Raw genomic sequence first — 13616 nt, 5'->3', positions numbered from 1 at the left:
CCTGTTATTAACAAAAGTTGAGTAAATCTGAAATTTTTTCACCGGACTCATCGGGCACTCGGCGAATTTCGCAAGTGACACCCAATTGGTGAAGTTCTTTAAATGCGGCAATATCACTTTCGTCAACCGATACCGTTTTATGTATCTGTTTTTTCCCTTCTGAAAAATGCATATTACCGACATTGACAAATTTGATAGGTACGCCACCTTTTACTAGCGTAAGAACATCTTGTGGTGTTTTACAAACAATAAAAATTTTTTGACGATCGGCGGCTTTGCCGATGATGTCGATCGTTTTTTGCAAAGTAAAATAACGGGTTTGAATACCTTCAGCGATGACCATATCCATAAGGTTTTGCTGGACTGGATCTTGTGCAGCACTGTCATTGGCAACTAATAATAAATTAGCACCAAGTGCATTTACCCAAGTGACTCCGACTTGACCATGGACTAAACGATTATCTATGCGTGTCATTAGAATATTTGGCGTCCCCATACTGATTCCCTCCTTAGTGGTTTGATATAAAATAATTACCGTTTAGACTCGATTAAATGGATAAATAGTCACACCTTTTACAACCCTATTTACTTCACCAGTAGGACATGGATTGTCGGGCGTTAAGCCACAGCTTAATGATTTTTCAAAAGCGAGCATTTGGGCAAAAACAAGATAAGGGAAGAGTAGCCAACAATCAGCCAGATCACTATCAATCGATAAGACATTTGGGGTGTTATTGTTTTTGCCACTAAGGGCTAGAACATCGGTAGCGATATGATCGTGAACTAACTCATTAAATAAATCGTTATCATATTTGTGTATATAGGCATCATTCGAACATAAACAAATAACTAGACTTTGTTTATCTACCATAAATTTAGGACCATGGCGAAGCCCTAGTATTGAGTCAAAACGGCTGGCTATTTTGCCGGCTGTTAGTTCTAAAATTTTTAATGCTGATTCTTGAGCAAGTCCGGTAAAACAGCTACTACCCACATAGATCACTCGTTGATGTGATTTTGCTGCTAATTGTTTAGTAATATCTTGCCAGCTTATCAATTTTTGCTCTGCTATATCAGCAATTTTATTAACAGCATTGAGAGTTGTTTGGTTATCAAAATGACCAAAAATCAGTAATGTTGCTAGCATCATGCTGCTAATACTTGATGTCATAGCAAAGCTTAAATCATTGGTACCTTCTGGCATAATGAGCTCAAACATTCGTTTGCTATTGTTGGCGTTAGCTGCATATTGGGTTAAAGCACTATTCGGATTACAAGTTATAAAAAGGTGATAACAATCTGCCACTAATTGGTCTGCAAGTTGAACTGTTGCCACACTTTCAGGACTGTTTCCTGAACGCGCAAAGGATATGATTAAGGTTTTTTTATTAGGACGTAGGTATTGTAGTGGATCTGCGACAATTTCGGTTGTGCCATAGGCAAAAAAGTTGCGGTGGGTATGCTCACGAAGCCAAGGGGCAAGCGCAACACCACCAAAAGCAGATGAACCAGCGCCAGTTAAAATGATATCTGAATTGGCATCAGCCAGTATAGGTTGCAAAAATTGTTGTAGTTCAGGTTGTTTTTGCTGAATTAGTTCAAGAACTTCGCGCCAAATTTGTGGTTGTTGCCAAATTTCTTTAGCGGTATGTTGTGCATTACGTTGTGTTAACCAATCTAGTGAATAATTAAAGTATTGTTGCATAATAAGAACCCTGTTTAGTGATTAATTTGTTTTGATAAAAATAAAGTCGTTTATGAATCTGCAATAACGACATTGATGCCTAATGTATGTAATTGCGTTAAGTAGTCTTTTGGAATTTTTGAATCAGTAATTAGCGTATTAATACAATTGATCTTTTCGATCAGACAAAAACTTTTACGTCCAAATTTGGTCGAATCAGTAATAGCAATAATGTCGCTTGATACTTGACACATGATTCGATTAACAACAGCTTCAGCAAAATTAGGTGTTGTGATCCCAGCATTTAAGTCAAATCCATCAACGCCTAAAAAGAGCTTATTGAAGTGAAACATTTTTAGTTGCTCTTCAACAGTAGGGCCTGAAATCGAGTAGGCTTTTTTTCTAATATTGCCACCAGCAATAATCACATCAATATCGGTATTGGTTGATAAGTCGTAAGCAATATTGATAGCGTTGGTAAAAACAATTAAGTTCTGTTTTTTATATAAATATGGCACCATTGCTGCTGTTGTCGAGCCAGAATCAAGGATAATACGATCGCCATCTTGCACTAGCTCGGCAGCTTTTTGGGCTATTTTATTTTTTATGTTTGAATTGATGCGGCTTTTATCTAACAATGGTTTATCAAAGGCAAAGGCCTTATTTAATATAGCACCACCATAACAGCGTAATACGCAGCCTTTATCTTCTAAATGACGTAAATCATTACGAATAGTCACTGTTGATACTTTAAATAATTTACTCAACTTATTAACCGAAACTGTATTTTGGTTATCAAGTAAATGAATTATTTTTTCTCGGCGTTGCAGTGTGGTCATCATTTCATCATTCATAACACGTTCATTCACATTACTTTCATTGAGTTATTAAATTTAAACACACGAAAGACAATGAAAATGATAGATAAGTCACAAAATGCTTTTATGAAAATAACGGTAAATATTGCTTTCTTTTTTAAATTAAACGAAAGGATTGGGAAAATAGGAGAAAACAAAAAATAGAATATTATTAGTAAATTTAGTCTGTTAGGTAATTCTTGATAAGAAGTAAAAGAAAACAATTTGACCAATTTACAAAATAGTCGATTTCGATTAGCGAAGTGATCTTGATCACAAGTTTCATCTTTTTATATAAATACGAACATTTTTAAAAGCGGGTATTTGTGGTTATTTAGATTGTGGATGGTTTATGTAAAACTATTTTGTTATTACAAATATTGTATCTGGGTTAAAAGGATAATGCGGTGACTTTATTTTTTTATATCTATAAGGGATTTTTTTGATTTCAAATTGTAAGCACTTGATGTTTAGGTTTTTATCGTTTTAGTCATAATTTTAAATAGGGATATGTGCTGCAAAATACCCTAACATTCTAACGCAACATCAAGGACAAAGTTGTCTTTAATCCTACTTTATGTGTTATCCCGAATTATAGAGTAGTACTAAATATTTTTATACTTAAACACATAAGGTTCCTTAAAATTTCTGTCAGAAACTTATTTTGCAATTTTCTCGTTTTTGATGCAATTGGTTCATTGACCGTTTTATTGAAGCGATTATGTTTGAATCTTATTAATTAAATCAATAAAATCACATGACATTACGAAAAATAAGTGATTTAGGAAAGAAGATGAAAAAAGTAATTATTGCATTGTTAATTGTCACCTTTCTTGCTGGTTGCTCAACTACTCCGACTTTATTGAGTGAAGCTAAGTATACCCCAAAAGAGAGAATTTTAGGATTTGACAATAGAGTCGATAATTATGCCAATTTGCTATTAATAAGAGATAAAGGCTTTGTCGGTAGTGGCTGTTATATTAATGTATTCATTAATGGTAACGAGGCAGCAAAGCTAGAAACAAAAGAGTATGTTTCATTGTATGCACCTAGTGGAAACATTTTAGTTGGCGCATCAATACAAGGAAAGGGATTGTGTAGTTTCAATGCACCTCGTCGTGAACGTGAATTTACCCTTAACAATGGTGAAAAAAAAGTGTTCCGTTTGTTTATAGATCAAAATGGCAATACAGATATCTTGCCAACGACTATATATTAATCTGTTGACCAGAATATAGTACAAAAAGCATATTATTATTGTCGTATTTGAATTGAGATTTAAGCGGGGGGCAGATCATCCCCCTTTGGGTTAACACGTTATCACCAAAATTAACAATATCTAAATCACATAGAATAAACAGTACCAAATTTTGTAAAAACGTTAAGAAAATAAATGCGTTTCAGTATAAAATTTTAGTGTATTTTAACTAGTAATCTTTTATCTGGTTTACATTTTCAATACCTGTTTTCTTTCTAACATGATTAATTACTATCATGACGACAAAAGCAATAATGGTCAGATAGATAATAAACATGCCATATGTTGCTAACATATCAATTAATGAACGTCCTCGCATGGCAAAATCTCGGAAAAAGCGAAAAAGCCACACTAAAGGAAAGGCATGACTGATATAATAAGCCCATATTGGCATGATACCTACGGCCATGGTTGATCCCCCCATAATAAATCCAGGTGGTACCAAAAAGATCATACGACTAGCTCCTTCACCTGGGTTGTTGGTGTTCCAAGATAGCAATAAACCTAACCAGCCAAAAGCAAGTCCTGTCATAAAAATACTCGGTACAAAAGCAAAATAATTACCATCAAAGCGTAATTGTCCAAATATTACTAATATAGCCGTAATCAAGGTTAGCCCTGTTGTATAAAATAGTGCATAAGGTATTGTTCTTGCCAATAATGGCATAAAACCTCGTTCTAACACCGTTTGCCACATGCCTGTTACTTTTAGGCGACCTATGATCATTAACGATGTTAAACCATAAGTTAAAGAAGAAAAAAAGTAGACAAAATAAATAATGGTCGATATGGTCGAAGAACTTGCTGGGTTAAACATATACCGTGTTTTGATTTGCATTGGTGATAATGCTGCCTCGGTGCCTTCACGACCTAATCCTAACGCAGAAACACGACTAACACTTAGCTCCGCACCTGATTCAGGTATATATTCATTCAGACTTTGTAACACTTTCGCATTTTGCGCGTCATTGGTGTCATCGGCAAAATAACCTAAACGAACGGTCTGATCACCTTTTTTTAAACTTTTTTCTAAGCCTTTAGGAATATATAACACCCCCAAATTACGATCGTGTGACACTAGGGTAATCGGATTAACCGGTGATCTTATCACTTCAGCAACTTGGATATAAGGTGAAGTGTTCACTTTACTAATTAATTCAGTAGAATATTTAGAACCATCAAGATCAATTACCGCAATTTTACCTTCAAACACGGCTCCATGACTAAGAACGAGCGAAAAAATGAGTGCAACAATTGCCGCTAAACCGATCGCTACTTTATAATAAGGTATAAAGTGACCGGACAGCATAGCATCAAGCTCTTCAAGCATAGATTTAATCATGTTTTGCATTATCGATCGACCTCTAATGTCATACCCGTTAATAAGTGTGGGATAGGATCAACATAAATTCTAACTTGATAAGATGTTAAGTCGGCTTGTCCTCTTTCTCGAGTCATGCGTAAATCAGCAAAAGACGGCGCTGCAGTCGCAAATCTAACCTTGCCTTTAACTGTTTTATCAAGCGCAATTACATTAGCACTTACGCTAGTACCTGGTTGGAAATCGTTAACCATCTTTTCATTGACATAAATATCAACATATTGACGATCAGTTTCTAACAGCACTGCTGGTGCGCCAGTAGGAACTAATTCCCCTTCTTCATACATGAGTTTTAAGACTTTTCCATCTTCTGGCGCGGTAAGGGTTAATCGTTGATAATTGATCTCAAGTTGTTTTAATTCTGCTTGTGATTGTGCTAATTGTGCACGCAATTGTGCTAATTGATTTTGACGATTTTCAATATTATGACGCGCATTAATAATCGATTGTAAAGTCATGCCGGTAGCATTTTTAGTTTGAGCAAATTGTTTTATTTGATCTGGTGTTGCACCGACCATTAATGTAGCTAATTGACTTTGTAATTGGATAACACTCATCTTAGTTGAAATATAAGTATTACGCGTACTATCTAATTGCGATTGTGATGCACCACCCGTTTTACGAAGTTGGGTGTGGCGATCATATTCTGTATTTGCAAAATCTCTTGCTGAAATTGCCGCATCAATATTGGCTTGTGTTGATTCAATATTTCGCCACGTTGATACTTCTGATAGATTAGTTTCATCTTCAGCAATTTTTATTGCGGCCTGTTCTTGATTAATTGCCGCTTCTTGACCTGCTATTACTGCTTTAAGTTGATCAATAGCAAGCTGTGTATCGGTATCTTCCAGTACCATTAAAACATCACCTTTTTTCACATGTTGTGATTCTTGGACGGTACGTTTTAACAATTTACCACTAACATTTTGGAAAGCGACATTAATTTCATCAGCAGTGAGTACACCTGATTTAATGCTTTTGGCAACCGATACAGCGTCGTTTCGAGAACCAAAATAAATTAATGTTGATCCTAATAAAAGCAGTAGTAAAAATATAACGGGGATTTTAATATTTTTTGGCATATTCATTATAGCTTATTTTCCATTTATTTAGTCAGCTAAGTATTAAGATAAAGTAATATGACTTTAAGGTAATAAAGTCGTTTATTTTCGTAATAATTTACGTAACATCTGTATTAAAGATTCTTGTTCTTGGCTATCTAAAACTTGAGCAAAAGCCCGGATAGCTTTGAGATGATTGGGTAATGCGTTATGAATAAGTTTAATGCCAGCATCAGTTAAAGCGATCAGACGTGTACGGCCATCTTCTCCACTTTTGCTCATTGATATTAAAGGGCTTGATGCTGCAAGCATTCGCTTGACCATAATTGAAACGGTTGCCGGTGTTACGCCTATTCGCAATGCTAAATCGCTGGCATTAGTTTCGCCTTCAGAATAGAGCGACATTAATAAAGCAAACTTGCCTTCAGATACACCATAATCTTTGGTTAACTGTGCATAAATATTTGCTCGAATTAAATCGGCTGTGGTGATCAAGCTTAATACTAGATCCACACCCGAAACGTCAACAACATCATCATTAAATCTTTGCGCTCGTGCTAAAGTTTCACGAGATGGTAGCATTCTTGAATTGTAATTCAATTATCATTACTCAATTTATTTAGTCGGCTAATTATACAAATTTCACTACAATTATCAATTAATTTTTTACACGCTTTTTAGTGTCAAATATTAGCAAGTTTTGTTAAATAATTAGATTTTACGGATAAGATCTCACCACAAGTATGTGCTTACTTCACTTAACATAATCCTTTAGTTAGGATTATGTGGATTTTAAGTAAAACATCTTGCAGTTAAAATCTAAATTATTGTGTTCGTTTGTGTATCGATTGATGGCAATTCCCTCTATTTGTTCAGAGGGTTTATGGTTTTAAATAGCACTTATAAATCAAGTTGGCGTATCCACATCATCCCAATCAGCATTTTCAAAATTGGTTAGCCAGTTTAATGCGTAATGGCGTTCGTAAATCACACCGCCGTTAATTGATGCAGGAAGCGCCTTATCCTCACGCCCGTATTCTCTTGTTAACCAATGTAAACGATAATGTAAATCTAAAGCATCCAATATTTCACTCACTGGTCTTAAATTGACAGACTGATTTGGTTGTTGGTTATAGTTCATTGCTTGATTAACTAAATCAGATGAATCACATACAGTATCCGCAAAAGGTAACTGAGATTGCCACTCAATTGCCCATTGTAAAGCTAATAAAGCTTCATATCGCCAAGACTTATTGATTACATCTTTTTGTTCTGGTTGCTTGCTGTGGATAAACGCTCGTTCATTATCGGATAGAGCAGCATAACCGATCGGGCAACGCTGTTTAAACTCATCAGGATCGATGGGGTCGTTTTCATAAAAGCCTTCTGCTTGAATGCAACATATCATCAAAGCTAAAGCTCGATGGGCTATCTCGTCAGGCGATCTTAATACTACTTCAGATTCAGCAACGACAGGCGGTAAACTGGTGGGAACGTTTATACCAAGTTCTTTTAAATATTGTTCTGTTTTTGCTTTACGTTGTTTTGCATCTAAAGGATAAGGCATGGTGGCATTTTTATCAAACTTACCATAAGGATCTTGCAACACATCGCCGTCAGGGTTACGAATAGTATTGTCATATAGATAAATAATTACGTTAGCTCGCCAGCCCCAATCGGCGAACTGATCAAATTTATCTTCGTCAATTTCAATACTAAACAGATGTCGTACTCTTTGTATATGACGATATAAAGCATAACGACGAGAATTCATTTCTCCGTCTCCTGCGTTCATCACAAAACCGATAAAATCATCAAGGTGATCGGGAAGTTCAGATGATTCTAAGCTTAGTTGATTAAGTAGTTTACACGGAAAATCAATAGCAGGTGGATTGGTGAGGGTTGAGTAAGCAGTAATTAATGTAGACATTTTAAACTGACCTTATCTTAAATTTCATGTATATAGAAGTATAAAATTTATCATAATAAAAATAAGTTTTTTATCAACTAATTAATTAGTTTATATTAATTAATAAAAGGGAACATTTTATTTATGCAACGAGGTTAAGTCATACTTGGCTTTTTTATTGAATTTACTGTTATACAATATAAACAACCTGCTATTATTTTTCTGACTTTAAAATTTAGTTTTGTTAGAGACCTTTGATGTCTACTTTTTACGTATTTTACTGACAATTTAATAACGAATATCTTGATATCATCTAATTGATGATACGGTATTTTATTTAATGTCATTGTGGTTAAAATTTGATGGCTTTTCAGTTTAATTAATCACGGATTAAGCTTATTGGTAAATATACTGCATATTCTTGTTATCTGATTAGAGTAAGTAAAAAAGTGAAACTAAGCTATTTCACTTGAAAACCAAGAGCGGTTATAATTGATACATGACAGCGTAGCTTTATTTTTACCGCGTTAAGACTCAATAGTATTTGATAATAAATATCGTAAAAGAAATAATCATTTATCGTTATTCTAAGTTGAAAAGTGTATGCCTCTGATCTTTTTTGTAACTTTTTGCGATCTTTTAGAAATCAGAGCTTGCAACAAGGATAAATTTTGCGTAAAATTCACGCCCTATAAGATTAATCAATGCAGACATATATTTTAAATCAAGTAATCGTCTGCTTTTTATTGCGGAGTTAAGTATGTACGCAGTTTTCCAAAGTGGTGGTAAGCAACACCGAGTTAGCGAAGGACAAGTCGTTCGCTTGGAAAAAATTGAAGTCGAAACCGGCGCAGAAGTTGTTTTCGATAAAGTTTTAATGGTAGCAAATGGTGAAGACATCAAAGTTGGTGCTCCGTTTGTTGAAGGTGCAACAATTAAAGCAGAAATTGTTGAACACGGTCGTGGTGACAAGGTAAAAATTGTTAAATTCCGTCGTCGTAAACACTATCGTAAACAACAAGGTCACCGTCAGTGGTTCACTGATGTGAAGATCACTGCAATCGCTTAATAGGAGTATCGAACAATGGCACATAAGAAGGCTGGTGGTTCATCACGTAACGGTCGTGATTCCCAAAGTAAACGTTTAGGTGTTAAACGTTATGGTAGTCAAGAAGTTCTTGCTGGTAATATTTTAGTTCGTCAGCGTGGAACGCAATTTCACCCAGGTACTAATGTAGGTTGTGGTCGTGACCATACCTTATTTGCTTTAATTGACGGACAAGTAAAGTTCGAAGTTAAAGGTCCGAAAAACCGTCGGTATGTTAGTGTCGTTGCTAACAGCTAATTAGAAACGGTTTAAAAAAATTATAGAAGCCTCACAGTTATTGTGGGGCTTTTTTCATTTCTTAAATTTTATATAATATTATCTATTATGATAAAACAGCAAAATGTAAAATTAGGTTTTGCATTAGCCATGTTAACGGCAGTTATGTGGGGCATAGTGCCAATTGCAATGAAATATGCATTAGCCGTTGTTGATCCATTGACTTTAGCGTGGTCTCGGCTAGGGATGTCTGCGATTGGAATTACGATATGGCTTGCTTATAAAAAGCAATTTCCTAATTTAATTATGTTTAAAAAACGTCGCCGTTTTATCTTATTAATGATTGCTGGGTTTGGTTTGCTCGGTAATTTTGCGTTATTTGCTAGCGCTGTTCAATATCTGTCGGCGACAACTGCGCAAGTTGTTGGCCAAACCGGTATTGTGATATTTATGATAGCAAGTGCTTTCATCTTTAAAGAAAGATTAAGACCAACCCAAGTTATTGGTATTTTGGTATTGTTAACTGGTTTAGTACTATTTTTTAATAAAAATATTGTTGACCTTTTTTCTAATATGTCTACTTATGGTATTGGTGTTTGGCTGGGCTTGCTTGCATCTGTTTCGTGGGCCAGTTATGCTCTTGCGCAAAAGGTATTATTACGTAAATTGCGCGCAGAACAATTACTTTGGTTAATTTATCTAATTTGTACTGTATTTTTATGGCCACTTGCTTCGCCAAGTAAAATTGCTCATGCTGATGCAACACAATTATTTGCCATTATTTTTTGTGGTTTAAATACTATTATCGCTTATGGCGCATTAGTGATGGCTATGGAGCGTTGGCAGGCTGCTCAAGTTAGTGCTATAACAACACTCACACCGTTGTTTTCATTGATCTTCTCTGATTTATTTGCATTAATTTGGCCAGAAAAGTTTGCCATGCAATATTTAAATATTTTAGGTTATATTGGCGCAATATCGGTTGTTGCAGGGGCGATGTTTGCAACAATTGGACACCATATTTGGCAACCAAGAAAAGGTTTGCTGATTAACCGAAAAAAAGAGGAAAATTTATGAAATTTGTTGATGAAGCTACAATTCGAGTTGAAGCCGGAGATGGTGGCAATGGTTGTGTAGGTTTTCGTCGGGAAAAGTATATACCTAAAGGTGGTCCAGATGGTGGTGATGGTGGTGACGGTGGTGATGTGTTTTTTGTTGCCGATGAAAACTTGAACACCTTGGTTGATTTTCAGTTTGAAAAAAATTATCGCGCAGAGCGCGGACAAAATGGGCAAGGTTCTGATTGTACGGGTAAACGTGGTAAAGATATTACCGTTAAAGTGCCTGTTGGAACACGTATTACCGATAAATATACTGGTGAAATAATTGGTGATTTAACTCATCATCAACAAAAAGTCTTAGTTGCCAAAGGTGGCTTTCATGGCTTGGGAAATGCTCGTTTCAAATCGTCAGTTAACCGCGCGCCAAGGCAGAAAACTGATGGTACGCCGGGTGAAAAGCGAGATGTTTTATTAGAGTTATTATTACTTGCTGATGTGGGAATGCTTGGTTTACCTAATGCGGGTAAATCAACGTTTATTCGTTCAGTATCGGCAGCTAAGCCTAAAGTTGCAGATTATCCTTTTACAACATTAGTACCGAGTTTAGGTGTGGTTAGAATGGATAACGAACAAAGCTTTGTGGTTGCTGATATACCTGGGTTGATTGAAGGTGCTGCTGAAGGGGCAGGGCTTGGAATTCGCTTTTTAAAACATCTTGAACGATGCCGGGTATTAGTCCATTTAGTTGATATTGCACCGATTGATGGTACTGATCCTGTTGAAAATGCAAAAGTGATCATTCAAGAACTCCATCAATATAGTGAAAAACTCGCCAGTAAACCACGCTGGTTAGTGTTTAATAAAATGGACGTATTAGGTGAAGAAGAAAGCGCTAAACGAGCAGCCGAAATCGCGAAGGCACTTAATTGGGATGATAAATATTATTTGATTTCTGCGGTCAATCATGAAGGTGTAAAATCTTTGTGTTGGGATCTGATGGAATATATGAATGCTCACCCACGAGAAATTGAACAAGAAGAAAACTCACCAGAAAAAGTTGAATTTATGTGGGATGATTATCATCAACAAGCTATGGACGATGCTTTTGATGACGATGATGATTTTGACGACTGGGATGAAAGTGATGAGGAAGGCGTCGAATTTATTTACCAAAAATAGATGTTGATATGCATTTTTTATTCTTTACAAAATTTAATCTCTTACAAAAAAGCAGGGTTATGCTCTGCTTTTTTAACTGTTTTTTCTAAATATTCTTCATTGTCAAAATTAAAAACCATTGAGTTTGAAAGTTTTTTTACCCTTTTTTTGAAAAAAGTCAAAAATAATGCTTGATTTTAGTAATGAGAATTATTATCATTAATCTGTACTTTGTTAGAGCGTCGCAAGACTTCTGAAAAAGTATGACATTGCTCACATTGCTTCCAATGTTTGCCAGCCTAGCACTAACTAAGCTGGCTTTTTTCATTTATCACTAAGCTAAATCCGTTTTTTGTATAATTAATAAGCCACTTATTATTGTGCGCTATTGCATTTATTCCATTAACCAACAAAGCCAAATTTTAAAATAATGTATTAAATTCTAATACACTATTTAGAAATATCATCTATAAATGTTGTGACATCGTTAAATAGAGATCAAAAAATTCTATATAATAAATAATGCTATTTTTAATTAGACCCAAGGCTATAGACTTTTTAGGGTATGAGTTTTATTAGTTTTATAAAAATAGCGTTGAATCAACGATATACAATCATTATGCTCAATTCAAATAATTGTTGGGATAGAATTAGCAATATCTATTGATTAATTATATCAAATAAAATCAATAATGCTGCACTGCCGCCAAATTCTTTGGGGGCTTGATGAAAACAGATTATATGCGGATGCTGGGCTAACCACATTGGTGTTTGTTTTTTTAAAATATTCTTACCATGACCATACATAATACAAGCGCAGTGTGCCCCTTCTTTTAAGCAGGCTGCGATAAGGGCTGCTATTTCCTTTTTTGCCTCTTGTTGGGTTAAACCATGCAAATCTAAAAAAAATTCGGGATCGTAAAAACCTCGTCGTAATTTCTTAAGTTCAAATGGATCGGCATTTTCTCGTATATAACGAATTGGGTCATCTTGTAATAGTGGTTGATAGGTGTCAGAAAAATAGAACTCAGCATGACCTTTTTCATGTTGAAGTTTTTGTGTTTCCATTATTTTTTGTGACCGTTTTTGCGGTTGATGAATGACAGTATCTTGTTTTAATTGTTTAGTATGACCAATACTACTTTTAAATAAGTTTATATCTTCGTCATCCAATGTATATTTATTTGTCATTGATTATCACTCAGGGTAGATTTTTTCTTTAAATTCACATAAATCTTCAATAACACAAGAGCCACATCTTGGTTTTCTAGCAATACAAGTATATCGACCATGTAAAATCAGCCAGTGATGGCAGTTTAGTTTGTACGCTTTAGGTACAACTTTTAACAGTTTTTCTTCGACTTGCTCTACGTTTTTACCGGGTGCAAAACCAGTCCGGTTACATACACGAAAAATATGGGTATCAACAGCAATTGTAGGCCAACCAAAAGCTGTGTTAAGTACTACATTAGCGGTTTTCCTGCCAACTCCTGGCAGTTCAATTAATGAATCAAAATTTTCTGGCACTTGACCTTGATATTTATTGACTAATATCTGGCAAGTTTTAATGATATTTTCGGCTTTACTATTATATAAACCGATGGTGCGGATATAACTTTTCAACTTATCAACACCCAGTGCTAATATTTGCTCAGCCGTGTTAGCAACAGCAAATAGCGGTTTGGTTGCTTTATTAACACTAACGTCAGTTGCTTGAGCAGATAATACAACAGCAATAAGTAATTCAAAGGGTGTTTGATATACTAGTTCTGTTGTAGGATCTTTAATATGTTCTTTCAGTCTTTCTAGAATCTGAATTCGAGTTGATTGTTTCACAAACTAATTATAATCAAAAATAGTGGAATGTTGGGTTAATATTATATACTTTATTTGGACTTTATCGGTAAGTTAAATTGCGTTATT

14 protein-coding genes are annotated in these 13616 nt (G+C 35.1%); 5 read left to right on the top strand and 9 right to left on the bottom strand.

The window, feature by feature from the left end; genetic code table 11:
* Positions 1-7: 7 nt before the first annotated feature.
* From agaV to agaR, 3 genes are read right to left on the bottom strand one after another with little or no spacing between them, the layout of a single operon-like run.
* Positions 8-496, bottom strand: coding sequence for a PTS N-acetylgalactosamine transporter subunit IIB (gene agaV / locus J3U56_RS08175; protein WP_267333913.1), 489 nt, complete (start codon positions 494-496; stop codon positions 8-10).
* 42 nt (positions 497-538) lie between these two features.
* Entirely contained in the window at positions 539-1705 is a 1167-nt protein-coding gene (locus tag J3U56_RS08170; protein WP_267367322.1) for an SIS domain-containing protein, read from the bottom strand.
* Between the two features lie 50 nt (positions 1706-1755).
* Complete coding sequence (gene agaR / locus J3U56_RS08165) at positions 1756-2526, bottom strand: transcriptional repressor AgaR (RefSeq protein WP_416379600.1); 771 nt, start codon at positions 2524-2526, stop codon at positions 1756-1758.
* 808 nt (positions 2527-3334) lie between these two features.
* Here agaR and J3U56_RS08160 point away from each other — a divergent pair.
* The gene (locus J3U56_RS08160; RefSeq protein ID WP_267367320.1) at positions 3335-3760 is read left to right on the top strand and encodes a lipoprotein; all 426 of its coding nucleotides are present in this window, start codon (positions 3335-3337) and stop codon (positions 3758-3760) included.
* Positions 3761-3968: 208 nt separating this feature from the next.
* Here the strand turns inward: J3U56_RS08160 and J3U56_RS08155 are convergent, their stop codons facing one another.
* The 4 genes from J3U56_RS08155 to J3U56_RS08140 all read right to left on the bottom strand — a co-directional run bounded on the left by J3U56_RS08155 (position 3969) and on the right by J3U56_RS08140 (position 8171).
* Complete coding sequence (locus tag J3U56_RS08155) at positions 3969-5150, bottom strand: ABC transporter permease (RefSeq protein WP_267367318.1); 1182 nt, start codon at positions 5148-5150, stop codon at positions 3969-3971.
* Positions 5150-6268: an HlyD family secretion protein gene (locus J3U56_RS08150; RefSeq protein WP_065634490.1), complete on the bottom strand. Its 1119-nt coding sequence runs from the start codon at positions 6266-6268 to the stop codon at positions 5150-5152. Before J3U56_RS08150 ends, J3U56_RS08155 begins: the two co-directional genes overlap by 1 nt.
* 75 nt (positions 6269-6343) lie before the next feature.
* Positions 6344-6841 (bottom strand): MarR family winged helix-turn-helix transcriptional regulator, encoded by a 498-nt coding sequence (locus tag J3U56_RS08145; protein ID WP_267333908.1) that lies wholly within the window; start codon positions 6839-6841, stop codon positions 6344-6346.
* A 307-nt stretch (positions 6842-7148) separates the two neighbouring features.
* On the bottom strand, positions 7149-8171 hold the full coding sequence (locus J3U56_RS08140) for a DUF4272 domain-containing protein (RefSeq protein ID WP_267333907.1): 1023 nt from the start codon (positions 8169-8171) through the stop codon (positions 7149-7151).
* 739 nt (positions 8172-8910) lie between these two features.
* On the opposite strand from J3U56_RS08140, the gene rplU reads away from it, so the two are divergent.
* From rplU to cgtA, 4 genes are all read left to right on the top strand, one after another.
* A complete protein-coding gene (gene rplU, locus J3U56_RS08135) occupies positions 8911-9219 on the top strand; it encodes a 50S ribosomal protein L21 (protein ID WP_025314436.1) in 309 nt (102 codons plus the stop codon).
* 15 nt (positions 9220-9234) lie between these two features.
* On the top strand, positions 9235-9495 hold the full coding sequence (rpmA, locus tag J3U56_RS08130; RefSeq protein WP_034915250.1) for a 50S ribosomal protein L27: 261 nt from the start codon (positions 9235-9237) through the stop codon (positions 9493-9495).
* An 87-nt stretch (positions 9496-9582) separates the two neighbouring features.
* The gene (locus tag J3U56_RS08125) at positions 9583-10551 is read left to right on the top strand and encodes a DMT family transporter (protein WP_065634545.1); all 969 of its coding nucleotides are present in this window, start codon (positions 9583-9585) and stop codon (positions 10549-10551) included.
* Entirely contained in the window at positions 10548-11714 is a 1167-nt protein-coding gene (cgtA, locus tag J3U56_RS08120; protein ID WP_267344414.1) for an Obg family GTPase CgtA, read from the top strand. The genes J3U56_RS08125 and cgtA overlap by 4 nt, the downstream gene beginning before the upstream one ends.
* A 639-nt stretch (positions 11715-12353) precedes the next feature.
* On the opposite strand, the gene smrB is transcribed toward cgtA, so the two are convergent.
* Together smrB and nth are read right to left on the bottom strand one after the other, a co-directional pair.
* Complete coding sequence (gene smrB / locus J3U56_RS08115; RefSeq protein ID WP_267333904.1) at positions 12354-12884, bottom strand: endonuclease SmrB; 531 nt, start codon at positions 12882-12884, stop codon at positions 12354-12356.
* A gap of 6 nt (positions 12885-12890) precedes the next feature.
* The gene (gene nth / locus J3U56_RS08110) at positions 12891-13529 is read right to left on the bottom strand and encodes an endonuclease III (protein WP_065634495.1); all 639 of its coding nucleotides are present in this window, start codon (positions 13527-13529) and stop codon (positions 12891-12893) included.
* Positions 13530-13616: the final 87 nt, after the last annotated feature.

Origin of the sequence: Gilliamella sp. B2824 (assembly GCF_026536245.1) — a bacterium.
GTDB lineage: Bacteria > Pseudomonadota > Gammaproteobacteria > Enterobacterales > Orbaceae > Gilliamella.
This window is presented reverse-complemented; position numbering and strand designations above follow the sequence as displayed.